The organism is Actinophytocola algeriensis (genome assembly GCF_014203735.1).
Classification (GTDB): domain Bacteria; phylum Actinomycetota; class Actinomycetes; order Mycobacteriales; family Pseudonocardiaceae; genus Actinophytocola; species Actinophytocola algeriensis.
Map to the genome: position 1 here is coordinate 810235 of NZ_JACHJQ010000003.1, position 24483 is coordinate 834717.

General features: G+C 66.5%; 22 protein-coding genes and 1 tRNA gene. 11 read left to right on the plus strand and 12 right to left on the minus strand.

Annotated features, from left to right (window positions below; all coding sequences use genetic code 11):
* The first annotated feature begins 56 nt into the window (after positions 1-56).
* The 3 genes from FHR82_RS46110 (at position 57) to FHR82_RS16160 (ending at position 2838) form a co-directional block, all read left to right on the plus strand.
* Positions 57-248, plus strand: coding sequence for an antitoxin (locus FHR82_RS46110; RefSeq protein WP_184811184.1), 192 nt, complete (start codon positions 57-59; stop codon positions 246-248).
* A complete protein-coding gene (locus FHR82_RS16155) occupies positions 245-838 on the plus strand; it encodes a putative glycolipid-binding domain-containing protein (RefSeq protein ID WP_184811185.1) in 594 nt (197 codons plus the stop codon). The genes FHR82_RS46110 and FHR82_RS16155 overlap by 4 nt, the downstream gene beginning before the upstream one ends.
* Positions 839-1185: 347 nt before the next feature.
* Positions 1186-2838 carry an SIR2 family protein gene (locus FHR82_RS16160; protein WP_184811186.1) on the plus strand — a complete coding sequence of 551 codons (1653 nt, stop codon included), beginning with the start codon at positions 1186-1188 and terminating at the stop codon, positions 2836-2838.
* Between the two features lie 269 nt (positions 2839-3107).
* Here FHR82_RS16160 and FHR82_RS16165 read toward each other — a convergent pair whose 3' ends face one another.
* Complete coding sequence (locus FHR82_RS16165) at positions 3108-4058, minus strand: prephenate dehydrogenase (RefSeq protein ID WP_184811187.1); 951 nt, start codon at positions 4056-4058, stop codon at positions 3108-3110.
* 11 nt (positions 4059-4069) lie between these two features.
* Positions 4070-5290: a M20 metallopeptidase family protein gene (locus tag FHR82_RS16170; RefSeq protein ID WP_184811188.1), complete on the minus strand. Its 1221-nt coding sequence runs from the start codon at positions 5288-5290 to the stop codon at positions 4070-4072.
* Between the two features lie 72 nt (positions 5291-5362).
* Here FHR82_RS16170 and FHR82_RS16175 point away from each other — a divergent pair, with 72 nt between their 5' ends.
* Both FHR82_RS16175 and FHR82_RS16180 read left to right on the plus strand, forming a co-directional pair.
* Positions 5363-5863 (plus strand): tRNA adenosine deaminase-associated protein, encoded by a 501-nt coding sequence (locus FHR82_RS16175; protein ID WP_184811189.1) that lies wholly within the window; start codon positions 5363-5365, stop codon positions 5861-5863.
* 64 nt (positions 5864-5927) lie between these two features.
* Positions 5928-6404 carry a nucleoside deaminase gene (locus FHR82_RS16180; protein WP_184811190.1) on the plus strand — a complete coding sequence of 159 codons (477 nt, stop codon included), beginning with the start codon at positions 5928-5930 and terminating at the stop codon, positions 6402-6404.
* Here the strand turns inward: FHR82_RS16180 and FHR82_RS16185 are convergent.
* The 3 genes from FHR82_RS16185 to FHR82_RS16195 all read right to left on the minus strand — a co-directional run bounded on the left by FHR82_RS16185 (position 6401) and on the right by FHR82_RS16195 (position 8191).
* Entirely contained in the window at positions 6401-6907 is a 507-nt protein-coding gene (locus tag FHR82_RS16185; RefSeq protein ID WP_184811191.1) for a GNAT family N-acetyltransferase, read from the minus strand. The genes FHR82_RS16180 and FHR82_RS16185 overlap by 4 nt on opposite strands.
* Positions 6908-7002: 95 nt before the next feature.
* The gene (locus FHR82_RS16190) at positions 7003-7938 is read right to left on the minus strand and encodes a hypothetical protein (protein WP_184811192.1); all 936 of its coding nucleotides are present in this window, start codon (positions 7936-7938) and stop codon (positions 7003-7005) included.
* Positions 7939-8104: 166 nt separating this feature from the next.
* Positions 8105-8191, minus strand: a tRNA-Ser gene (locus tag FHR82_RS16195).
* A gap of 159 nt (positions 8192-8350) precedes the next feature.
* On the opposite strand from FHR82_RS16195, the gene FHR82_RS16200 reads away from it, so the two are divergent.
* Positions 8351-10123 (plus strand): DUF8508 domain-containing protein, encoded by a 1773-nt coding sequence (locus FHR82_RS16200; RefSeq protein WP_221463798.1) that lies wholly within the window; start codon positions 8351-8353, stop codon positions 10121-10123.
* A 1243-nt stretch (positions 10124-11366) separates the two neighbouring features.
* Here the strand turns inward: FHR82_RS16200 and FHR82_RS16205 are convergent.
* The 5 genes from FHR82_RS16205 to FHR82_RS16225 form a co-directional block, all read right to left on the minus strand.
* Complete coding sequence (locus tag FHR82_RS16205; RefSeq protein WP_184811194.1) at positions 11367-14507, minus strand: type I restriction endonuclease subunit R; 3141 nt, start codon at positions 14505-14507, stop codon at positions 11367-11369.
* Positions 14504-15766 (minus strand): restriction endonuclease subunit S, encoded by a 1263-nt coding sequence (locus FHR82_RS16210; RefSeq protein ID WP_184811195.1) that lies wholly within the window; start codon positions 15764-15766, stop codon positions 14504-14506. Before FHR82_RS16210 ends, FHR82_RS16205 begins: the two co-directional genes overlap by 4 nt.
* The gene (locus tag FHR82_RS16215; RefSeq protein WP_184811196.1) at positions 15766-17511 is read right to left on the minus strand and encodes a type I restriction-modification system subunit M; all 1746 of its coding nucleotides are present in this window, start codon (positions 17509-17511) and stop codon (positions 15766-15768) included. The genes FHR82_RS16210 and FHR82_RS16215 overlap by 1 nt, the downstream gene beginning before the upstream one ends.
* Positions 17512-17938: 427 nt before the next feature.
* Entirely contained in the window at positions 17939-18133 is a 195-nt protein-coding gene (locus FHR82_RS16220) for a DUF397 domain-containing protein (protein ID WP_311771105.1), read from the minus strand.
* A gap of 11 nt (positions 18134-18144) precedes the next feature.
* The gene (locus tag FHR82_RS16225) at positions 18145-19014 is read right to left on the minus strand and encodes a helix-turn-helix domain-containing protein (protein ID WP_184811198.1); all 870 of its coding nucleotides are present in this window, start codon (positions 19012-19014) and stop codon (positions 18145-18147) included.
* Positions 19015-19228: 214 nt separating this feature from the next.
* Between FHR82_RS16225 and FHR82_RS16230 the strand changes: the two genes are divergently transcribed.
* On the plus strand, positions 19229-19675 hold the full coding sequence (locus tag FHR82_RS16230) for a hypothetical protein (RefSeq protein ID WP_184811199.1): 447 nt from the start codon (positions 19229-19231) through the stop codon (positions 19673-19675).
* Between the two features lie 195 nt (positions 19676-19870).
* On the plus strand, positions 19871-20764 hold the full coding sequence (locus FHR82_RS16235) for an aminoglycoside phosphotransferase family protein (RefSeq protein WP_184811200.1): 894 nt from the start codon (positions 19871-19873) through the stop codon (positions 20762-20764).
* Here FHR82_RS16235 and FHR82_RS46115 read toward each other — a convergent pair.
* Complete coding sequence (locus FHR82_RS46115; RefSeq protein WP_184811201.1) at positions 20724-22130, minus strand: NsdA family TPR-like regulatory protein; 1407 nt, start codon at positions 22128-22130, stop codon at positions 20724-20726. The two genes, FHR82_RS16235 and FHR82_RS46115, sit on opposite strands and share 41 nt — an antisense overlap.
* A gap of 136 nt (positions 22131-22266) precedes the next feature.
* Here FHR82_RS46115 and FHR82_RS16245 point away from each other — a divergent pair, with 136 nt between their 5' ends.
* Positions 22267-22464: a hypothetical protein gene (locus FHR82_RS16245; protein WP_184811202.1), complete on the plus strand. Its 198-nt coding sequence runs from the start codon at positions 22267-22269 to the stop codon at positions 22462-22464.
* 11 nt (positions 22465-22475) lie between these two features.
* Here the strand turns inward: FHR82_RS16245 and FHR82_RS16250 are convergent, their stop codons facing one another.
* Complete coding sequence (locus FHR82_RS16250; RefSeq protein WP_184811203.1) at positions 22476-22829, minus strand: winged helix-turn-helix domain-containing protein; 354 nt, start codon at positions 22827-22829, stop codon at positions 22476-22478.
* A 149-nt stretch (positions 22830-22978) separates the two neighbouring features.
* Here FHR82_RS16250 and FHR82_RS16255 point away from each other — a divergent pair, with 149 nt between their 5' ends.
* Positions 22979-23281 (plus strand): hypothetical protein, encoded by a 303-nt coding sequence (locus FHR82_RS16255; RefSeq protein WP_184811204.1) that lies wholly within the window; start codon positions 22979-22981, stop codon positions 23279-23281.
* Entirely contained in the window at positions 23281-24480 is a 1200-nt protein-coding gene (locus FHR82_RS16260; protein WP_184811205.1) for a hypothetical protein, read from the plus strand. Before FHR82_RS16255 ends, FHR82_RS16260 begins: the two co-directional genes overlap by 1 nt.
* The last annotated feature ends 3 nt before the right edge of the window (positions 24481-24483 follow it).

A 24483-nucleotide genomic window follows, 5' to 3' on the forward strand; every position in this document is an offset into this window, starting at 1 on the left:
AAGCGGCCACCAACAGCCGTATAGGTTGGACCGAGTGCGTGGAAGGAGGGCCAGTCGTGGGGATTGACTTCGACGCCCTGAAGAACAAGGCGGCGGACCTCGTCGAGCAGCATGGCGACAAGATCGAGGCCGGCGTGGAGAAGGCCGGCGAGTTCGCCAAGAACAAGTTCGGCCACGACGAGCAGGTGGACAAGGTCGTGGACAAGATCCAGGACGCCATCCCGGAGAAGCCGAGCAGCCAGCAGTGACGACGACGCCGCCCGGCTCACGCAAGCCGATCATCGTGACATGGCAGGGGACGAACCGGACTAGCCTCGAGTCGGTCCGGCTGTTCGTGTCCGATGGCAGACTGCGCGCGTCCGGGCGGCTCATCGTCGCCACCGAGACGCCCTACAGCGCGTCGTTCGAGTTCACGGCCGCCCGCTCCGGCGACGTCGGCCGCGGCCTGCTGCGCACCACGGCCGCCGACACCGAACGCTCCATCTCGGTCGGCCGCACCGAAGACGGGATCTGGCTGATCGACGACGGCAACGGCGCGACGGCCCGCGACGAGTTCGAAGGTGCCGTCGACGTGGACGTCGCGGGCTCGGTCACCTTCACCGCGCTCCCCATCCGCCGCCTCGGCCTCCACCGCAGGGCCGCGGAAGTGGAACTCCCGGTCCTGTACGTGTCGATGCCGGACCTCACGATCACCCTGGTCCGCCAGACCTACCGCACGGTGTCCATCACCGACACCGGCGCGATCATCAACTACACGGACACCCACCGCAGCGCCGACATCGCCGTCGACAAGGACGGCCTCCCGGTCACATACCCGGACGTCGCACAGCGCCTCTGAGTTGTCCACAGGGCACCGAGTTATCCACAGTTCGCCCCACACCCCTTGAATCGTGACCTCCACCTGGTAGACTGGCAAGGCGGGACGCCCCCGGGACAGGGTGGGGGTTGGGTACGGGCGGTTCGCGTGCGGGCGAGCGGGTTCGGTCGGTGATTCGGTGGCACTGCCCGGGTCTTGCCGCAGGCCTCCCATTGCGCTATATGTGGAAGGTGGGCGTACTGTGTGCGCCCTTTCCCAGGTCGGTTATGTGATGGTCAGTTACGTGACAGAATCTGCCATCGCCGCCATCGGGTGCGTCCGGGTGTTATTCTGAATTGTTTGCTGTACGCCGGACGATGAGGTAATTGATGTCGAACATTGTCGACCCCAGTACCTTCGTTGACGGGCACACCTTCTCATTTCAGTCGCAGCCCTACCTGCGGGATCTGTTCGAGGCGGTCGCGAGCGGCAGGTTACCGCTGGTTCTCGTACTGGGGGCCGGGGTCTCGATGAACGCCAGCCTCCCATCCTGGCGTTCGCTGATCACCAAGATGGCAGGCGCCATCGACGACGAGGCCCTGCGGAGGATGGCCGTGCGCGATTCCTCCGATCCCATGCGCAAAGCCGAGATCGTCCTGAACCTCGTGAAACAGGGCAACGTGAACGTGCAGGACCACGAGGTGATCCGGGACGCCCTGTACCACAAGAACGCCACCGTCGTGCCAGGTCAGCTCGCGAACTCGCTGGCACGCCTCATCTACACGCACCGAAGCCACGTCAAAGTACTGACCACGAACTTCGACGACATCATCGAAAAGGCGCTGTACGGGTATTTCGACATTTCCCGCGTGGGTTCCTATTCGATTTCCCAGGTGGACGCGTGGGCGGAATGGGGCCGCACGAACGGGAACATCGGGGTCATGCACCTCCACGGCCTTGTCCGGCAGGGGAAGGACCCGGAGGAACCGATAATCCTGACCGAGTCGCAGTTCCTCAAGTACGGCTCCCGCGTGCGCGCCGCGATATCCGACACCATCGACGGCGCCTGCACGATCTTCGTCGGCCTGAGCATGTCCGACCCGAACCTGATCGGCCCGCTGTACCAGAGCGCGAAGTCCTCGTCGCCGCGGTTCGCGCTGGTGGTGCCTGGCCTGGAGGCCGGCGCGTCGGTCGAGGAGTCCGCGCGGTACGCGATCGGGTCGGCGCGGTACCTCGAGGAGAAGCTGAACCTGCGGCCGATCTTCCTGCGGTCCTACTCGCAGCTCAACCAGGTGATCTCCGACCTCGCGCTCGCCTCGGTGGAACCCGACCGGTACCTGACCGACGGTTCGCTGGTGTACAACGAGCGGCTCAGCCGCGCGCTCGACATGTGCTACACCGCGATCGGCTGTGGCCCGGACGACTGGGTGCCCTACGGCGAGGCGGGCGTCGCCTTCAACGACCGGCTCTACCAGGCGTTGAACGCCCCCGGCGGCCCACTCGACGTGCTCAAACGCCTGAGCCCGCTCTACCGGAACACGAAACTCGGCGGACCGGGCGGCGAGAACTTCGGCCTCTCGTTGTGGTTGCGGACCCGCGAATCACTGGCGACCAGGGAGTCCTACTCACTGTGCATGGTCGGCACGTCCGCGTTCACGCACCGTGAGGAGTGGTCGATGCGGCGCGAAGTGCCCGTCTCGGCCGACACGCCGTTCAGCGCCGCGCAGGCCATCTTCCAGGGCAGCAGGCAGGTGGCGAACGTCGTGCCCTCACCGACCTCGCAGATCTGGCGGGGCGTGGTGGCGGCGCCGGTGCTCCTGGTCGCGAGCGGCAGCGACAAGAACATCAACGGCGAACCGGCCGACATCCTGACCATCGGCGCCATCACGCTCAACTCGACGCATCTGGTGACCGACCTCGAGGACGGCAAGGAACCCGATCCCGAGGAGGTCTCCATCATCAAGCGCCTGAAGGCGGCGCACTACGACGAACTGATCGGCAGCCTGCAGAAAGCGGCCGAGTTCGTCCTAGACCCTGGCTGACCGCCGCTTTTTCACGCGCACCATCGGCACCGGCCCGGGAACCGAGACATAAACTCGATCTCCGACGACTCGTTTCGGTGACTGATCGATTACCGATTCGTTCTGCTCGGCCTCTGTCATCGTCGCCTCGGAACTCGTGTGCATTGCTCGCGTCCCTCCGCCGATGTGTCACCTGGCGAATTATCGATGTTACGGGTCGTGCTGACCCGTAGCAATCGCCGGATGTGTTGTTCTTCGCGACTCCAGCGATCCTGTTACGTGCTTCGAGTTTAGGCCGGAAGTGCGCCAATCGCAGTGTCTCCTTCCACACGGAGTACCCGCCCGCCCGCCGTGCCGAGGTCACGGAGAGTTTCAAAGGCTTCCGGATCCGTCAGGTCGATCGGAATTTCCTCCTGGTCCGCGTTCCGCAGGTCTTCGAGCGCCTGCCTGCCTTCGTGACCGGCCCGGACCGTGGCGGCCAGGCCACCCGTCGACGCCAGCGCGCCCCGGGCCGCGCCCAGCCGGCCCAGCGCCTCGTCCACCGCCTCGAGCAGCGGGCCCCGGTTCCCCTCGCACATGGCGAGCACCAGCTCCGGCCGCGTCGACATCACCCTCGTCCCGTCGCGGAAGGAGCCCGCGGCCAGCGCCAGCGCCAATGACCCGCCGTCCGCGCCCGTCGACGCCAGCACCGCGGCCAGGATGTGCGGCAGGTGCGAGATCCGGGCGACCGCCGCGTCGTGCTCCCTGGTCGTGGTCGGGACCACGTGCGCGCCGCACGCCAGCGCCAGCTCCACGGCCGCCCGCCACGCGTCCTGCGGCGTGTCCTCGTCGGTCGTGACCACCCACGCGGCCCCGTCGAACAGCGTCTCCGTGGCAGCGGCCCAGCCCGACGCCGACTTGCCGGCCATCGGGTGCCCGCCCGCGTACCGCGTGTCCGGGAGGCGTCTCGCCACCGCGTCGGCCACCGGCTGCTTCACGCTCACGACGTCGGTGAGCAGGCAGTCCGGGGCGTGCGCCGCCACTTCGCGCAGCACGTCCTCGACGGCGGGCAGCGGCACGGCCACGACGATCAGCGCGTCGGTCGCCGCGGCGCGCTCGAGCGCCGCGGCCACGCTCGGTTCGACGCGCGGATCCGACACCGGCTCCGTGGTCGCGCCGAACGCGTCCCGGCCGGCTCTCGTCGCCGCCTTCAGCACCGAGCCACCGATCAGGCCGAGGCCGAGCACACATACAGGTCGCACGTGTCCATCCTTCACCGCAGTGCGTCCAGCGCGAACGCCGCGTACAGCGCCACCCCGTGGGCGAACGCGGACTCGTCGAAGTGAACGCGGTTCGAGTGGTTCGGGGCCGCCTCGTCCGGGGTCACTCCCGGCGGGCACGCGCCGAGGAACGCCAGCGCGCCGGGGACCTGCTGCAGCACGTAGGAGAAGTCCTCGGACGCCATCAGCGGTTCCGGCATGAGCGCGCTGTTCCTGCTGCCCAGCACCACGCTGGCCAGGTCGAGGACCCGGCCGGCGACCGTGCCGTCGTTGTTCGTGGGCGGGTAACCGGTGTTGATCTTGAAGGTGGCCGTGCAGCCGTGCGCGGCCGCGATGTGCCCGCACACCTTCGGGATCTCCGCCTGCACGAGCTTGCGGGTCTGGTCGGACAGCGTGCGCACGGTGCCTTCCAGCTCGGCGGTCTCCGGGATGATGTTGGACGTCGTGCCCGCCGTGATCCGGCCGACCGTCAGCACCGCGGGGTCGAAGACGCTGAACCGGCGGGTCACCATGGTCTGCAGCGCACCGACCATCGCCGCCGCGGCCGGCACCGGGTCGATCGCGCGGTCGGGCATCGCGCCGTGGCCACCCTTGCCGGTGACCGTCACCGTGTACGCGTCGGCGCTCGCCATCATCGGACCAGGGCGGCACATCACCACCCCGGACTGCGCCGTCGACGTGATGTGCAGCGCGAACGCCTGCTCCACCGGCCGACCGCCCGCCTCCAGCACGCCCTCCTCCAGCATGTACCTGGCGCCGTGCTGACCCTCCTCTCCTGGCTGGAACATGAACACGACCTTGCCCGCCAGCGCGTCCCGCCTGCTGTTCAGCAGCCGGGCGGCCGACACGAGCATCGCCGTGTGCGTGTCGTGACCGCACGCGTGCATCGACCCGTCGGTCTCCGACGCGAACGCCAGGCCGCTGTCCTCCCGCAACGGCAGCGCGTCCATGTCGCCGCGCAGCAGCACGGTCGGCCCCGACTTCTCGCCGTTCATCACCGCGATCACCGAACTGCACGCCTCACCGGTGCTGATGTGCAGGCCGAGGCCCTCGAGCGCGTGCAGCACCGCGGCCTGCGTCTTCGGCAGGTCGAGGCCCTCTTCCGGGTGTTTGTGCAGCTGCCTGCGCAGCGACACCGTCCTCGGCTGCAGTGCACGGGCGGCCTCGAACAGGCCGGTGAACCTCGGGTCGTCGGAGAGCGTCGCGGTGGTCATCCATTGATGATCGCGCAACACTCCGGCTACTGCTTCTTCCTGCGGCCGAACTTGAGGAATACCGTGTCCACCATGTCCGAGCAGGACCCGGTTACGGGCTTCGCGATCGCTGTCGTTCGCGAAGAAGGAAAGTGGCGTTGCACGACCATGGAGAGCGCGGCGTTGTCCGAGCTCGACACGGCGATCACCGCGCTGCGCAAGACCAGGTCAACCGGGGCGGTGTTCGGCCTGTTCGACGTGGATGACCAGTTCTTCCTCATCGTGCGCCCGAGCCCGGGCGGCGTGCAGCTGCTGCTGTCCGACTCGGCCGCGGCACTCGACTACGACATCGCCGCGGACGCGCTGGACCTGCTGCGCGTGGACCCGCCCACCGACTACGACGACGACGAGGTCTGGCCGGAGGGCGCGCTGGACGTCCTCGCCGACATCGGCCTGCCCGCCGCCGAGCTGCAGGTGATCATCGGCGAGGTGGACCTCTACCCCGACGAGCAGCTGCAGATGATCGCGCAGCGGTGTGGCTTCGCCGACGAGCTGGGCAAGCTCCTCGACACCATGGACAGCATCACCCAGTGACCCCAGGACCGACCCCAGGACCGAGCCCCGGAACGCACCCCGGACCGAGCCCGGAGCCCACCGGATGAGCCCCGCGCGCCTCGCCGCCGACGAGGACCTGGTCCGCGCGGCCATCGAGGTCGCGAGAGGTGCCTCCGCGAGCGGCGACGTGCCGATCGGCGCGCTCGTGCTCGCCCCGGACGGCACCGAGCTGGCCGCCGCCCGCAACGCCCGCGAGGCCCTCGGCGACCCCACCGCACATGCCGAGGTCCTCGCGCTGCGCGAGGCGGCCGCCCGCCACGGCGACGGCTGGCGCCTCACCGGCTGCACGCTCGTCGTCACGGTCGAGCCGTGCACCATGTGCGCGGGCGCGCTCGTGCTCGCCCGCGTCGCCCGCGTCGTGTTCGGCGCGTGGGAGCCGAAGACGGGCGCGGTCGGGTCCTTGTGGGACGTGGTGCGTGACCGCAGGCTGACACACCGCCCTGAGGTGGTGGGCGGGGTGCTGGCCGACGAGTGCGCCGCGCTGCTGGACGAGTTCTTCGCCACCCACCGGTCCGGCTAGCCGGACCAGTCGACCGCCGTCACCGTGCCGGTCTGCCAGTCCTGGCGCAGGATCGCGTAGCCGACCGAGGCGTACCAGCGATCAGGGCCCGGCCAGGCGTCCCGGTAATGGGCCTCCTTGGCGTACCCGGCCTTGGTGAAGATCCGCCGCATGGCGTGGTTGTCCTCCCGTGTCGTCCCTTCGATCCGGTTGGTGTCGTGGTTGGTGAAGACGTGCGAGGTCAGCCACCGCACCGCGGCGGTCCCGGCCCCACGCCCGCGTGCCGACGCACGCACACGTAAGTCGAACAGGGGAGTCCCGTCGTCGAGGTCCAGTAACCGGACGAGCCCCAGCCGGTCCGGTCCTTCACTGATCCAGAAGGCGTCGTCGTACGCCCCACCGGCGACCCGGGCGTGCACGGCGGCACCGTCGGTCTTCGGCTCGGTGTGGAACGGCCACTCCTCGGCGGTCAGGAAGGCGACGACCTCGTCGGCTTCGTGTCGCTGGATCCGGGGGAACTCCATGGCGGCGAAGCTAGCAAGGGGCACCGACAAAAGCCGGGGGGTTTCCGCCACCCCATCGGGTGAACCGCAGCGGGGCGGCACCTGACGGCACCGGGTCAGGTCAGTGCCAGGCGCATGCCCACGGTGAGCCGCTCCGGCAGCTCCGTGACCCGGCAGATGAACACGCGACGCCCGCCGACGTCGGTGTAGCCGTCGACCGACATCCGGTGGTCGGGCGGTGTGAAGCCGACCGGCTCGTAGACGGCGTCGAAGCCGGACGGCAACGTGACGTGGTATTCCAGGTGCCGGATGCGCAGCAGATCGGTGGTGCGGAAGACGAACTGTTCCGCCGCGCCGCGGCGCATGAGCGGCAGGCATTTGGCGGGCCAGAAACGCGTCATCTCCATTCGGATGACCTGACCCATGCGCACTGGCGAATGAAAGTGCACTATCGATGTCAGCCGGGCGGCTGTGAGCCACGAGTTCGTTATACTCCAATGCCTGGTCGACCGCCCGTCGATCTCGATGTTGTCGGCATTCACCAGGACATTCCGGCGGTACTTCTCCGGCTGGTCCCACTCGCTGCCGAGGTGGAACCTGATGAAATACAACTCGTCCCGTTCGGCGACGGCCTCGAGCACGACGATCTCGCGCACGTCGCCGTTGGGCAGGATGTGCACCTTCTGGTGCCAGATCTCCACGGAGGCCAGCAACCCCTGCCGGGCAGCGGACTCGTTGCCCACCACGAAGTCGCAGTACCGCGTGACCAGCTGACCGCAGTCCCGCGCGGCCAGCCGGGCCGCCCGGGACTCGACGAGGAACGCGCCGACGACCCCGGCCGCGCACACAATGGCGACGACAGTTGCCGCGACCCGCGGTCCGCCATTTCCGAGAAGTGCCATCAATATGGCGGCAACTGTCAGCGCCGTGATCCCGGCAATCACCCACGGCCGGAAAGAGAGGTAATCTGTAACCATGGATTCCACACTCCTCCCCGCGCTCTGAGGAAAGCGCGACCGCCTGCCGGTGAGCCGGCACGACAGGCGGTCCACACCAGGATAAGGGAGAAAACAACCACCCTGATTACGTCATTCAGGCGTATTTTACCCGCGAAAGAGTAACCATCAATTGAGGCCGCGTGAGAACGCCAGGGTATGTCCAAAGCGTGATGCCGGGTACATCGAAGATCGATGTACCCGGCATCACGCTTGTTCAGAGCGGTAGCGGTGGGATTTGAACCCACGGAGGGCGTGAACCCTCACGCGCTTTCGAGGCGCGCTCCTTCGGCCGCTCGGACACGCTACCGACGGGAACGATACCGGACGGCTCGCGGCGGTCTGCACAGAGGCGGCGGGGCGTGTGCGTCCGCACCGAGTGTGCTCGTGAACCCTTCTCTCGTTCACCCGATCAGGGGAGTATGCCCCGTGTCCCGAACTCGGGGGTTCAGGAACGGAAGGCGGATTGGTGAGGCGAGAAGGGTTGGTTCTGGTCGGGGCGACCGCCCTGGCGCTGTGTGCGCCACCCGCGGCGCACGCGGTAGCGGATGACCTGCGGATTCACGACATCCAGGGCACGACGAGACTGTCGCCGTACGACGGGCAGCAGGTGTCCGAGGTCCGGGGGATCGTCACCGCGGTGCGGGCGTTCGGCTCGGCGCGCGGGTTCTGGATTCAGGATCCGACTCCGGACAGTAGTTCAGCGACCAGCGAAGGTCTGCTGGTCTTCACCGGTTCGGTGTCGCCGACGGTTGCGGTGGGTGACCAGGTTTCGGTGGCTGGGACGGTCGACGAGTACTACCCGGACGGCCCGCCGGACACCGCCGTGCACCAGTCGACGACCGAGCTGGTGCGTGCCACGTGGACGGTCGAGTCGAGCGGGCACGCGCTGCCGGACGCCGAGGTGCTGGACGTGCCGCGCGACCTCACCGCGAACGGCGACATCGAGCGCACGCCGCTGCGGCCGCGCCGGTACGCGCTGGACTACTACGAGTCGCTCGAGGGCATGCGGGTGCGGCTCGACGACGCGCCGGTGGTCGGCCCGACGACGCAGTACAACGAGGTGTGGCTGACCAGCAGGCCGCGCGAGAACCGGACCGCGCGCGGCGGGGTGCTGTACTGGGGCTACCGCGCGGACAACACCGGCCGGATCAAGGTCGAGTCGCTGATCCCGTTCTCGCAGCACCCGTTCCCGCAGGCCAACGTGCGGGACACGCTCGCGGGTGAGACGTCCGGGCCGCTCGACTACGACGAGTTCGGCGGGTACGTCATCCAGGCGACGGCGATCGGGGAGCTCCAGCCGGGCGGGTTGCGGCCGGAGGTCACGCGCCGCCAGCGGGACGGTGAGCTGGCGGTCGGCACGTACAACGTGGAGAACCTGTCGCCGACGGACCCGGCCTCGAAGTTCCAGCGGCTCGCGCAGGGTGTGGTCGACCACCTGGCGAGCCCGGACATCCTGTCGCTCGAGGAGATCCAGGACGACAACGGCGCCACGGACGACCAGGTCGTGACGGCCGGGCAGACGCTGCGGCGGTTCGTCGACGCGGTCGTCGCGGCGGGCGGGCCGAGGTACGAGTGGCGGCAGATCGACCCGGTGGACGGTGCCGATGGCGGCCAGCCGGGCGGCAACATCCGGGTCGCGTTCCTGTTCGACCCGTCGCGGGTGTCGTTCGTGGACCGGCCCGGCGGCGACGCGACCACGCCGGTCGAGGTGGTCGACGGGCACCTGTCGGTGTCACCGGGCCGGATCGACCCGGGGAGCGAGGCGTGGGCGGACAGCCGCAAGCCGCTGGCGGGCGAGTTCACGTTCCGCGGGCGCACGGTGTTCGTGGTGGCGAACCACTTCAACTCCAAGGGCGGCGATGAGCCTCTCTACGGGCGGCACCAGCCCCCGACGCGGTCGAGCGAGACGCAGCGGCTCGCGCAGGCGAAGGAGGTCCGCGAGTTCGTGAAGGAGCTGCCACGCCGGGCCAATACGGTCGTTCTGGGCGGTTTGAACGATTTCCAGTTCTCGCAGGCCCTCGATGAGCTGTCGCCGCCGCTGCTGGACCTGATCAACCTGCTGCCGAGGGACGAGCGGTACAGCTACATCTATGAAGGAAACTCGCAAACGCTGGACCACGTGCTGGTCGGCGGCCGGATCGCGGGGCTGGACTACGACGTCGTGCACGTCAACGCGGAGTTCGCGAACCAGGCCAGCGATCACGACCCGCAGGTGGTGCGGCTGAGCCTCGCGGAATGAGCGATACTGCCTGGGCTGACGTGGGAGAAACGAGGAGGACGTCATGCCCGACCAGCAGCAACCTGAGCAGAGGCAGGGGAGGCACGCGGCGCCGGAGGGGGCGGAGCGGCACCCACTGATCAACCTGGATCGCGATCCGACCCCAGGCCAGGCAGACCACGCCCGCCCGGAAGAGGACTGAACAAAGATCGCGAGAGCGCCGGCCACCTTGGTGGCCGGCGCTCTCGCATGTGCGGCCCCCGCCCACCCGAGCGAATGGGACTCTCGCTCGACCACACCAAACCAAACGCTTAGACGAAACCCCTCCCAGAGGTAGATTAGAAGTCAACCGAACCGCAAACCAGAGCAGAGCCTCCCAAGCCAGCAACCGAAGCAAGTAGACGAGCACAAACAACAGGAAGCCTGACAAACACACGAGAGACAACGACCAACCACGAACCGAGAGCAGCGGAAACCCAGCCAGATACCCAAAGCGGCAAGGAGTCAGGCCAAGGACGAGCGCCAACAGCAAGGCGCGGGAAAGCTGGGAAGGTGCAGCCGGAAAGGCAGAGTGGAGACGCAACGGGGACATACAACAGGAAGGCGCAGCGGGACGAGCAGGCGAGTGGGAAGCGAGCCGAGAGCGAGACGAGAAAAAGAAACGGCTCGACCGGACGAGAACCGGAAGAGGACCAGGAGGACGCACAGCGAAAGGTCAAGAGAAACCGGGCGAGAAACCGCGAGCGACAAGAAGCGAGCAGCCCGAGCTGAGGGCAGAACTCTCCGACGGGGGTCACCCACGAAGGCGAAGCGAAGCGAGCCGAGCGCGCGGAGCACCGAAGTCGAGCGGCGACGCGAGAGATCAGCGGCACCAAACGCGGGGGTCCGGGGGGCGAAGCCCAGCCGGGCGGGGCTTGGGGGTTGCACCCCCAAGAGGATGGCCAGGCGACGAGGCCCACGCTCTCCGTGGGCACACGCCACCCATCGCCTGGCGGAGGATGCGGGATTTGAACCCGCGAGGGCTTTAACACCCAACACGATTTCCAATTCCGCTTCGACTCGTCCAGAGGGGTTCAGTCACGTCGTTTCGGCAGGTCAACGCGAGCGTGGCATCCGTTTGGAACCCTGCCGGATCGAACGGAACTGAGACCCGAACTGAGACCCAAAAGAAGCTGAACCATCAGCAGAGGTCACCGACGAACCTCGTCCGCCGGTGACGATGGCGTTGCGGTTTGTGGCTGCTCGACGGTACCGCCCTACATGCTCACTCGTCCGTTCCCTGGCCGATCGCGGCCTCGTAGAAGGCGTCCGCGAGCGCCATGATGACGGCGCTGACAGCGGGGCCGTCGCTGAAGAAGTAGTCGGCCATGGTGTTGTGGGCTTCCTGGTTCTCGACGACTGCTTCAGTGACCGCGGTTTGAAAGTCCTGTGATTCCATGAACTGCTTCTTCGAGTTCACCTTGGTCTGGTTGACTAGGTCCGGGTAGGCGAGCAGTCGCTGCACCAGGCCCTGCACGAACTCCCGGACCTGCGACGCTGTGAACGATTCGGCGCCGAAGAGATCGTTCATCTTGTCGATGACGACTTGGAGCGCGACGTACTTCGGTTCCTTTCGCGCCCCGGTGCCCGCTGCGCCGATCCCCTTCAGTTCACCGTCGCCGGTCAGCGAGATGTCGACCGCGGTCCCCTTGGTGTGCTTGACGCCGACCAGGACCACGTCGGAGAGGTCGACTTCCGCGGCCCACGACGAGTCTGCGATGACCTTCTCCAGAAGTCGCAGGAAGATCGACAGCATCTCCATGTACGGGTCGCCGTAGTCGATGATCTGGCTCATGAAGTCGTAGAGCCGGACATAGGTGGAGACGTCCTTGCGGAACAGGTCGAGGGTGGTGAGAGTGACCCTGTCGTCGGCCTCGATCGCAGCCGCGTAGCGGCGGGCGAACTCGTTCTTGGCCGGACTGATCGCGGCGGAGAGCGCGTTGTTGCCTTTACGGCCGACCCACAGTCCGGCAACCTCACGCACCTGCTCAGGCGTGTAGATCCCCGCCTGGGCGAGCTTGTTGGTGAGGTGGACGACGACGTACGGGTCGGTCTCGGTCTCGAGGGTGGCGTTGGTGAAGTAAGGCTCGAACGCGCTCCGGATGTCCTCGGGCTTGTTCACGAAATCGATGACGAACGTCTTGCGCTTCTGCTCGCCGCCCGCAGTGCGATGGGTGCGGTTGAGCCGGGAGAGCGTCTGCACGGCAGTGACCCCGGAGAGCTTCTTGTCGACGTACATTGCCGAGAGCAGCGGCTGGTCGAACCCTGTCTGAAACTTGTTGGCGACCAGCATGATCTTGTACGTCTCGCCCTTGAAGGCGGCGGCCAGGTCCGAGCCGGCACCGGGGTTCAGGTTGGCCTCGGTGAACTCGTCGTCCTTGCCCGGGTGCGGCCCCCAGTCCGAGGCCCACTCCTCGTCCTCAGCCATCGTCACTGAGCCGGAGAAGGCGACCAGGGTGCGGTAGTTGTACGAGGCGTCCTTGGCGGCGCGTTTGGCGATGTAGGCGTCAATCGCCTTCTTGTACTTCACCGCGGCCTTACGAGAGTCGGTCACGACCATCGCCTTCGCCTTGCCTTCCAGCAGACGGGCGACGTTGACATGGAAGTGCTCGACGATGATCTGCACCTTCTGGCTGATGTTGGTCGGGTGCAGCTTCACCCACCGCATCAGCCCTTTCCTCGCTGCGGCCTCCTCCACCACCTCACTACCGTCGCTGCTTTCGGCCTGTCCGGCGATCTTTAGCGCGGTGTCGTAGGTCTGGTAGCCCTTGAGCACATCGAGGATGTAGCCCTCCTCGATGGCCTGCCGCATCGAGTAGAGGTGGAACTCGACAGGCTTGCCGTCAGGCCCCTTGCGGCCGAAGAGTTCCAACGTCTTGTTCTTCGGCGTCGCGGTGAATGCAAAGTAGGAGATGTTCTTTGACTCGGCCCGTTCGGTCATCTCCGAGGCCAGGATCGTCTCGGCGTCGATCTCACCGCCCTCCTCGATCTCCTTGACCTCCTCCGCGGTCAGCACGGCCTTGAGCTTCGAAGAGGTTTGTCCAGACTGTGAGGAGTGCGCCTCGTCGGCGATCACTGCGAACCGCTTACCCTTCAGACCCTTGTCGGCCCGGATCTCGTCGAGTGCGAACGGGAAGGTCTGCACCGTCACCGCGATGATTAGTTCCCCGGCCTTCAACGCGGTCGCCAGCAGCCCGGACTTCGACTTGGCCCCCGACTTGCGCACGTCCTCCGGGCTGATCGTGGCCACGATCTTTCCCGACCCGTCGATCTGACGGATCGCCTCCTGGAGCTGTCCGTCGAGCACAGTGCGGTCCACGACCACGATTACCGAGTCGAAAAGCTTCTTGTCGTTCACGTGCAGCCGCGCCAGCCGGTGCGCGGTCCAGGCGATGGTATTCGTCTTCCCCGAGCCCGCCGAGTGCTCGATCAGGTAGCGCTGACCCACGCCCTCCTCGCGCACCGCAGCCACGATGTTTGTCACGGCCTCCCACTGGTGGAAGCGTGGGAAGAGCATGCTCGTATGCCGCACCGACGTGCCGGTGGCGACGTTCCATTCCTCCTTGGTCTCCACGATCATCAGCCGGCCGATGATGTTGAGCCAGGCATGTCTCTCCCAGACTCGCTCCCACAAGTACGCCGTCGCCGACCGCCCATCCTTACCCGGTGGGTTTCCCTCGCCACTGTCGTGGCCCATGTTGAACGGCAGGAAGTGCGTTGTATCGCCTTCGAGTCGAGTGGTCATGGCGGCCAGATCGTTGGAGACGGCAAAGTGCACCAAAGCCCGGTGCCCGAACGACAGCAGCGGCTCCGGCCGCCCGTTGGTCAGCGGGTGCCGGTTCTTTCGGTACTGGTTGATCGCCTGGTCCAGCGACTGGGTGAAGTCGGTCTTCAGCTCCACGGTGGCGACCGGGAGCCCGTTGACGAAGAGGACCAGGTCGATGCTGCGCTGGTCAGCGGTGGAGAAGTGTACTTGCCGCATCACCCGCACTCGCATCGCCGCGTACTGCTCGTTGGTCGTCGCATTCAGGCTGGTTTCGGGACGGAACTGTGCCATCTTCAAGCGGCCACCACCGATGTACTGCACCCCGTTGCGCAGGATGTTCAACGTCCCGCCGCCATGTTCAAGAGGTTTGTCGAGCGCCGTGGTCAGCACGTCGAGGAACTTCGCCACCGACCCCGCGGCCTTTAACGCCTTCTCGTAGGCTGCCTGCTGGGTCTCCTCTAGCCAGGCGAACAGATCCTCTGGAACGAGTGCTCGCTCCCGGTCGTATCCGGAGTCATCGGCTGAGTAGAGCCACCCATGGCCGGACAGGTACTCGCAAATTTCGGTCTCGAAGACACCCTCGTGGTGGTCCGCCGTCACAACATCTCCCGTACGTCGATCTGCCCCGTCACCGCCGCCGTGATCAGCGCTGCCCGCCGCTCGCGTGATAGTTCAACGAACAGTTCCGACTCTGTGATTAGCGTGTCAATCTTCGAGGTCTGCTTAGCCAGATACGCAGCGATCCTTCGCTGCTCGTCGACGTCGTCGGGTGCAGAAACCCGGAGCCCCATCAGTGCTCCGGCGGTCAACTTGGGCTGCGCCGCTCCAGAAACGACGGTAGTGACATCGAGCGCCTCCAGTCGCTGGGCCCAGAAGTCGACGTCACCATCGCTCAGGGGGCGAAGGACGTGGGCGTGGTTGTTCACCCAATAGCGCCCCTTGGCAGCAAAGGCTATCGGCGTGGAGCGCATCAAGAGATTGGCGCCGTCCTCAGAGACCAACACGAGCGGTTCATCGAACAAGTAGTCGTTGACCCGATCGATCACTCCGGATGCTCCGTAGTAATCGAAGTCACCGCGACGGTCGGCACGCTCCTCGCCGCTCAGTGGGATGCGTCGTCCGTCGAGACTCTCCAGCCAGTATCGGACGGCCTTGACCGTCCAATGGCGCGGTACCAGACCGACCACAGGGTCACCACTGTCGCGGAGTTCGACATCCTCGTCCACCCCGAAGCAGACGGCGCGGGTCGCCAGCACACGACGGCGCTCGCGGAGCATCTCGATCAGGCGCTGCTGCTCCTCGATGAGCGTGTCGATGCGCGCGGTCTCGCGGTCGAGGTAATCGGCGATGGCCCGCTGCTCGTCCAGCGGGGGAACCAGCCACGGTGCATCGGCCAACTCCTCGCGGTTGACCTTTGGCATCTTGACGCGCGTCGAGATGATCGTCGCAAACGTGTGGAACGGCCGCGCCAAAAGGTAGTAGAGCGCGAATCGGGGCTCGACCCTGTCACTGAATGACATCGCGTACATATCCGCGCTGCATAGCGCTTGCGTCTCAGCGATCACCGCCTTATTCAGCGCGGGTCGAATTTTCGAATACACGATTTGGCCCTGCTTGACAAGATATTTACCGCTATCGGCGCCCTGCTCGTCTGCCGTTTCGACGCTGACGATCCGTCCTGTGTTGCTCTCGATGTGGTTAGGAGCGATCAGTGTCATCCCGCTCCAAGGCTCTTCGCGAGGATCGACCTGTCCGCCGTTGATCACCGCCTCATAGCGGAAACGACTGAGGTCCCAATGTGCTGGCACCTCGTCCAGCCACGGGGAGTTTGCTGTCGTCATCTCGGCGTAGGACTGCATCAGTCCTCGACCTCCTGCAGGAGGTCGAGGATCTTGACGACCTGCTTCTCCAGGTCGGCATCGATCTCGGCGAGGGGACGCGGTGGGACGTACTTGTAGAACTGGCGGGTGAAGGGGATCTCGTAGCCCATCTTGACCTTGGCCCAGTCGATCCAGGCGTCGGGGACGTGCGGCTTCACCTCGGCGTCGAAATACGCCTGGATGACCTCGACCTTGCAGGCAGGGCCGGCGGTCGAGCCGCCGTAGGTGAACGGGACGTTCTCGGTGTCACGCTTCTTCGTATCCGGCTTGGGCTTGCCCTTGCGGTCGACCACAGGGCTGCCGGATCCATCGAGCAGCGGACGCTCGATGGTGATGGCCCAGTAGCCGAACGCGTCGTTGCGCAGCACCTTGGAGTAGTCGGGGTCGGCATCGAGGAAGTCGGCATACAACTTCACCACATTGGCCCGGTCCGCCTCGCTGAGCTCACGATTCTTCGACCCGAGACTCTTGCGCATCTTGGTCCAGAACGAGGTGCCGTCGATGAGCTGGACCAAGCCTTTGCGATCGGGGTGCTTGGTGTTGTCGAGGATCCAGATGTAGGTGGCAATGCCGGTGTTGAAGAACATGTTCGTCGGTAGCGCGACGATGGCATCGACCAGGTCGTTCTCCAGCAGCCACTTGCGGATATTGGAGGGCCCAGACTCGGCGCCTCCATTGAAGAGCGGCGAGCCGTTCATCACGATCCCGACGCGGCCGCCGCCGTCCTCCGGCGCCCGCATCTTGTGGACCAGGTGGAGCAGGAAGAGCATCTGCCCATCCGAAGTTGCCGGGAGGCCGGGAGCGAACCGGCCGTAAGGGCCCGCTTCGTCGCGCTCTTTCGTGACCGCCTTCGCGTATTGCTTCCAGTCGACGCCGTATGGCGGGTTGGACATGCAGAAGTCGAACTGGCGGCCCTTGAACGCGTCATCGGTCAGGGTGTTGCCGAAGGCGATGTTGGTCGCGTCGTGGCCCTTGGCCAGCAGGTCGGACTTGCAGATCGCATACGACTGGGGGTTGTACTCCTGGCCGTACAGGTTCAGCTTCGCGTCGGGGTTCTGCCCGAGCAGGTGCTCCTCGGCCAAGGCGAGCATGCCGCCAGTGCCGGCAGTGGGGTCGTACAGCGTGCGGACGATGCCGGCCTCGGTCAGGTCGACGTTCTTCTCGGCGAAGAGCAGATCGACTAGCAGCCGGATCGCGTCTCGCGGCGTGTAATGGTCACCGGAAGTCTCGTTCGCGGCCTCATTGAACTTGCGGATGATGTACTCAAACGCATCGCCCATATCGGCGTTGGAGACGGCGTCCGGATGCAGGTTGACGGCCTTGAAAGACGTGATGACTTCGCGCAGGAGCGCTGCCTTCTCCAGGGCGAGGATCTCATTTCTGAAGTCGAAGTACTCGAACACGTCGACATCGGGCGAGAACCGGTCGATGTAGTCGGTCAGGTTGTCCGCCAGCCCGTCGGCGTCAGCCAGCAGGTTGGCGAAGGAGTAGTTCGAGGTGTTGTAGAACGGCCTGCCGGTCGCCTTCTTGATCTCGATCCTGAGCCGGTTCGGATTGTCGTACTTCGCCGCCAGATTGCGCACCGTCTCACGGTCGGGCTCAAGGATGCAGTCGAGGCGGCGCAGGATCGTGAGTGGGAGGATCACGTTGCCGTACTGGTTGGGGCGGTAGGGACCTCGAAGCTGGTCGGCGATCGACCAGATGAAACTACCGAGGGTGCTCACAAGGCTCCTTAGGCTCGTTCGAGGATGAATGTTGGACGCCGGGCGCGAGTTCGCCCGTGCGCGCAGTTCCAATAGGCGGCGCACAGTCTGCAGCAGCCGGTGGCATTAGGGCCATCTGGAGCCCTCCGATGAAGATGGTTCAGCCTTGCTCTGTGATGCCTCCAGTGACATAGAGAGTGGAAGGCGACACCTGCGAACGTGTCACTCGGCTGTCACGACAGTCTTTGCAGGTCAGATGATCTGTCGTGACAGAGTGGCAGGTGTTACACGGGCGGCCTGTCTTCGTCGGCTCGCGCGCCGACTGTGAACTAGGGCCGTGGATGCACCCCACGCGGGGACCTGCGCAGGGAGTGAAGGAGTTGAGTCTGATTACGCGCCGAACCGCAAGCCCCCGGGACCGGTTCCGGGGGCTTCTCGCGCCGCGCTGCTACTTCGTCACGATCTCTAGGAGAGAGTCCAGCGCGGATGTCGGCAGGTTCAGCGCGGAGCCAGCCGCGTTCTTCGAGTCGCGTACGGCGGCCTGGTCGGAGCTGCGCCACAACTCCACGCAGTTCTCTCCCTGGTCACTCCTCGTGCTCTTTCGCCACTGTGCGTTGTCAGGCATTGGGGCGGGTGACTGCATCGGTGGTACTCCTACAGCTCTGCGATCCGACGGTTGATCAGCTCGATTGTCCCCTGAGGGCTGAGCGCGTCGGCTCGTAGCTTGTCGAAGACCAGGTCATATACCCGCTGGTGCTCGCGGCCGAGGTAGTCGGACGTGGTCAGTCCGGCCACGTAGACGAGGCCCGGTCGGCCTTCCATCAGGTTGACGATGGAGAAGGACACGCCGTGTGACGCGTGCGCTCCCGCGCTGAACGGCATCACCTGGACGGACACGTTCTCTAGCTCGGCGAGGTCGCGGACCTGTTCGAGCTGCCCGCGCAGCGTCTCGGGGCCGCCGATGGAGCGGTGCAGCGCCTCCTCGCCGACGACGAGCCACAGCCGCGGAGCACCTGGCGCACGCAGGCGCTCGACTCGCTTCGCGCGGTCCTGTGCCATCGGCTCGACGTCGGCCGGCCGCACGGTGACCACGCGTTCAAGCTGGGCACGGGCGTAGTCGGCCGTCTGCACCGTGCCTGGGAACGCGTCCGCGTTCCACAGCTTCAGCTCGCGGGCCGCCGCGACGAGGTGCACGTACTTGGCTGCCCACTCGGCGACGCGACTCGGCGGGAGCTTGCGGCGGGCGAGGCTCGCGAGCCGTTGCAGCTCGCCGGCCTCCTTCGGGCCGATCTTGAACGCGCGGATCGCCGCCGCCAGATCCTTGTCGCTCGTCGGGACGTCGCCCTGCTCGATCTTGGACAGCTTGCCTGCGTACCAGCCGAGGGCCTTGGTCGCCTCGGTGCTGCTCAGCTCGATCGACTCGCGGGCGGCGCGCAGCCGGGCACCCAGCAAGATCCGCTGAACGAACGGACCCAGGTCCGCCTCTGCGCCGGGGTTGTTGTCGCCCTCGTCCGCTGTGGTCATGGCGGGCATTCTCCCGTGGTGCTCACTCACCGTGTACCGCAAGTACTCCGTTCGGTGCAACTTTAGTTCTTGCCAACTCCAACCGGAAATTCCGGTGTAGTTTCCTGTCTGTCGGTGGGGCAGGGTTCGGGTGCTCCCGCTGAGGGGCGCTCCGCGATTCGACGGTTAACGAGCGCCTCTCTGCTGTCCCACCGGCCCGAACAAGGGAGTGGCCATGGACGTGCCGCAGGTCGGGGACATCGAGATCCGCCTTCTGCTGGACAAGATGACGCGTCGAGGGTGGACGTTGTACGAGTGGGGCCACAGCTCCGGCTCCGAACCTGAGGTGCGCGGTGCCGCGTTCTTCTGGGACGACGGTGCCGCTGACGTCGTTCTCGTGCGCAGGACGGGTGCCGTTGCCTACCGGACGCCGCCGTGTCGGGACGTGTTCGTGCCCGAGTTAGTCACCGAGTGGGACAGCGGCGTACCGGTGCACGCGCTCAGGGCCGCGCTCACCTGGGACGAATACGGCAAGGAACGGGTACAGCGGCCGCTGGTGACGCCTCCGCCTGGTTGCGCGCTACCGCCCGCGTTTCGGCACGGCCTCACAGAGAGCGTGCGCACGCCGAACAACCCGAACCTCGTGATTCGGCCGGCCATGAGAACCCCACACCGGCATTAGCTCCCCTGATCACCCAGCTACGGGTGCCTCCTTCCCCGCGTAGCTGGGCGCGGTCCGCCTCCCGTCCCCCTACGCCATCCCGGGAGGCGGACCGCAACCATCGCCATAGGAACCCCGTCCGGGGTACATGAGCCGGAGACGCTGGCTTTGGCGGACACTAGACATCGGCTGGTTCAGCGAAAGGGATCGCAGACATTGAGCAGCAGAGCGGCTCTGACCGAAGAGACGGCGCACGACTTCCTGGTGAAAGCCTGCGAACAGGTCAGGGTGGACCCGACCGACGCGAAGCTCGTCCGGCTGGGGTCGAACGCGGTGTACCGGCTCGCCGAACCAGTCATCGTGCGGATCAGTCGCGACGCGGACACGGTGGAGAACGTCACGCGGCAAGTCCAGGTGGCGCGATGGTTGGAGCAGGCTGGCTACCCGGCCACTCGCGCGCTCGACGTCGATCAGCCCGTTGACGCCGACGGGCACCCTGCCACCTTCTGGGTCTCGGTCTCCGAGAGCGAGAAGTACGCGCCGATCCGGCAGGTTGCCGATCTGATCCGGCGACTGCATGACCTCGAACCGCCGAGTTTCACGCTCCCAGCCGCGCAACCGTTCGCCGACCTGGACAACCGTCTGTCCGTGCTCGCGAACCTCGACACCGCGGACGCCGACTTCCTCCGCGAGCTGATCGGAGAGCTGCGGAACCGGTACGACACCTTGGAGTTCCCGCTGCCGCCGGGCGTGATTCACGGTGACGCGAACGTTGGCAACGTGATCCTGAGCCGCGACGGTGACCCCGTGCTGATCGATCTCGACGGTTTCGCTGTCGGCCCGCGCGAGTGGGATCTGGTGCAGACGGCCCTGTTCTACGAGCGGTTCGGGTGGCACACGGAAGAGGAGTACCGGACATTCGTCGACGTGTACGGGTTCGACATCATGTCGTGGTCCGGGTACCGCGTCCTGGCCGGCTACCGCGAGATCTCGATGACGTTGTGGCTCGCAGGCAAGGCCGACGCCGACGAGAAGGCGGCCGCCGAGGTACACAAGCGCGTGGAGTCGATCAGGTCTGGCGGAAGTCGTCGGGACTGGGCACCGTTCTAGCGTCCTGGGGAGTCCAGAGGCGAGTACCGGACGCCTGCTCCTCGAACTCCCTGACGGTTGCCGTGTCACCGACGCGCGTGAGCCGTTCTCGGAACTCCTTCACGTAGGCACCGCAGCGGGCGGACTTCAGTTGCTCGCCGATCTCCAGCGCGCTCAGCGCCACTCGGCAGGCTTCCTCTAGTTCGCCCTGCTCAAGGTACGAATCCGCGAGGACCATCGTCGCGAAGAAGTCGCTGCGGACATAGCCGCTGGGAGTCAGTCCGAGCGACTGCGTGGCGTACGTGCTGGCGTCCACGGCGCGCCCGAGGTCGCGGTTGCAGTGGCCAAGCTCCGCCGCCAGCTCCGCGTCGTTGAAGTAGGCGAACCACTCGGCGGGGTCGCTCTTGGTGTTCCGTCGTTCGAACTCGCGAACCGCGCCCGACATGGCCTCGTCGCATGCCGCCGCGTCACCGAGACGTGCCAGGGCGCGAGCCTCCATCGCGTAGAAGTGCGCCGCGGCGCTCGCCGATCCGGCCGTCGTCGTACCCAGTCGAGCGGCTCGCGCCAGGTTGGCCGCCTCACGGTACCGGCCGAGGAACGTGGCCTGGTGGCTCATGGCGTCGAGGATGCTCGCGCCGAGCAGCCGGTCACCGGACGACTCGGCGAGTCGTAGCGCCTGAATGAAGTACCGCTGGGCCAGGCCGTGAAGCCCGGCGTCATAGGACATCCACGCGCCAAGAAGCGTCGCCTGTGCTGCGGCCTTGAACAGCTCGCGGCCGATCTCGTCGCTGTACGCCCCGCGCAGCAGGCCGGCCAGGTCGGTACGCAGGAACTGGATCAGCGCTGTTCGCGCGTGGCCGCCGCCATGCTGGCCGTCGAGGTGGTCGAACATGTCGGTCGTGCTGCGGACACCTGCGATGTCCCCCGGCCCGACTCGGCGACTCCCGGTGCTGTGCGTCTCGTCGTGCCTGGCCGACACCAGCCAGGACAGCGACGCGTCGTTCCACGCTCCGACGTTCGCGGGTGCCGTGACGAGCGTCGACGCGCCAGCGAGATCCGCCTGCCACAGGTCGGTGACCGCGGCGATTCCGTCTGCCGCTTTGTCCGGGTAGGACAGACCCAGGTCGGCAGGCACCTTCTTGGACTTGCCGAATCCGACCTCGTCGAGGCTGACCGGCCGGCCGAGCTTCTCGCCGAGGGCCTGCATGATGGCGCGGCGCACCTTCTCCTCCCGCGGCACCATCCCGTTGAGCCAGCGGCGTACGTACGTGTGGTTGAGGTCCCGGCCTGCGTGACGGCTCACCGCGCGGCCGAAGACCTTGAGGCCGACCGTGCCGTCTTCTCGCAGGAAACCGGCCGCCAACATCACCGCTTCGAGGGTGCTCATTACCCGCCATCACGTCCCCCGACTGTGCCCCGACTGATCAAGTGTGCCCCCTAGTGTGCCCTGTTTGCGCAGGTCAGGTGGCGGTTTCATAGAGCCATGGCACACACGGCGACAACCGGACACACAGGAGGAAGCCATGGCCAAGACCCACATGCCGCTGCCGACCGGCGGCAAGACCCTGCCCAAGTTGGTCAGTGCGTTTGTCGCTGTCGCGCTTCTCGTGATCGCGGTGAAGCACCCGAGCGAGGCGGCCGCCATGGTCAAGGCACTCGGGGGCGCACTCGTCGATGTGATCGAGCGACTGTGGACCTTCGTTTGGCAGTTCGGCGGCTGACGCTCGCACTGTCAGGTCCTCAGTTTGTCCAGCGCGTTCGAGAGCCGTTCGGTCACGTCGTCGAGCCGCTGTTGTACGTCGGCCACGTCTCCGCGGAGCGCCAGCAGCTCCGCCCGCACATCCGCAAGGCGGGACTCGGGAGTCTCGTCCGTTGCCTCGGGGGAGCGCACCACGGCGGTGCTCTTGTCCTTGAGGGTCAGGAAACCCTCGTCCGCGAGCAAGTGCAGGGCAGCGCTGGTCGTCGCTCGCGAGCCGCCGAGTTCGGTCGTGATCTCGCGCGTGCTCGGCATCTTGCTCCCGACCGGGTACTCACCGGCTCGGATCCGGTCTCTGAGCGTCGCGGCAATGTCCTTGCGACCAGGCATTAGTCCCCCTTCGCCGGCATCTCCACGCCGTCCCCTAGTCAACACCCGATCTTAGCTGGCCTAGGCCAGAACTTGACATCTCGTATCTGGACTACTTACTGCCTCATTATTCCAATCTGGCCTAGTCCAGATGTGACCTGAGGAGACCGATGTTTTCGCTGAAGATCACCGACAGGCGAGTCACCGAAGCGCTGATCCCGCAGCTGGACGCCGACATTGCCGCCGTCGCGGAAGAGGAAGCCGCAGCGGCCGAGGTTGCCGAGATCGACGCCCTCGTCGAGGAAGCCGAGCGCGAGTGGGCTGCCGCCGAGCAGCGCGAGACCGTGCGGCTCACGCGAGTGTTCACCGACCAGACGCGGGCACGTCGGGCACGTCGCCGGGAGGACCGGACGGTGCTGCGGACGTTGCCGACCCGCTTCGGCATCTCCGACGTGACCGGAGAGGTGGCGTGATGACGCCCCAACACCAGTTCAACCCCGGCCCGGTGGTGACGTCGGCAAGCAACCCCCACCGGGTCGGGTCTCCCAACCACCTGCAAGGAAGTGGAGAGGCCCCAATCGTAGGCACCAGCTACATCCCGGGCTACGCGCCCGATCGGCGGGAACAGCGCCGGTTGGACGAGGCCGCGCGAGCCGAGGAAGCGCGCAGGAACGCGCGGGTGCTCGCGGAGATCGAGACCGCGAAGGACGCCGCGCGAGCAGAGCGAGAGCGCGCAGACGCGGAACACCGTGTCCGGCTGCGTCAGCAGGCCCGCGCGGAGAAGAACGCCCGACGTGCGACGGCACGCGCTCGGCGCACTGCTCGCGTTGCGGCCATGCGTGGCTGGGCCAGTGCACACGTGGTGGATCTGCTGATCTACCCGCTGGCGCTGGTGTCCGCCGTGATGGCGGTACCTGCCATGGCCGCCTACGGGTACAGCCTGTACGACTCCGCGACCGGGCTCGCGCTGTTCTTCATCACCGAGCTGGGCATGTGGGCCTTCTCGATCGCGGTGCACGTGACCCGCCACCGACACCCGGAGCGTCCGGTGTGGGCATTGCAGGTCGGCGTGTGGACGTTCACCGCGGCCGGTTTCGGCGTGAACTTCGGCCACGGCTGGCAGGCCACCGGCAGCGTGTTCGACGGCATCGTGATGGGCCTGGCAAGCGTGGCCGGAGTGATCGCGCACCAGTTGGTGACCGCGTCGCCGCGCCGGTCCCGCAGCGAGCGGGACGCCGCGAGGATGGCCGCACGGGTGGCGCGCAAGGTGGCCCGTGTTCAGCGGGTAGCCGTGCGTACGGCCGTGGCCCGGATCGAGGAGGACGGAACGGCGCGGCTGGTGTTCACGACCGGCACGTTCACGCTCAGCCGTAGGCACGGGCTGGAGCCGGTGCCCGAGACGGCCGACACGGTTACGTCGGAGCCCGCCAAGTCCGAGCGCAAGCGCTCTGCTGGCCGCAAGGTGCGCAAGGCGAGCCGGAAGCTGCTCGCGGACTACGTGAACGACGCGCGGGCCTCGTGGTCGCCGGGCGTCGAGATCACTCCGGCATGGGCACGCCGCGCCAGCGGCTGTTCCGCGGGCCTGTCTCCGAAGGTGGCTGCCGCGCTCCGCGACGAGATCACCACGACGCACCCCGCTGTGCGGTCCGCCGACGGGCAGGAGGCCGCCTGATGA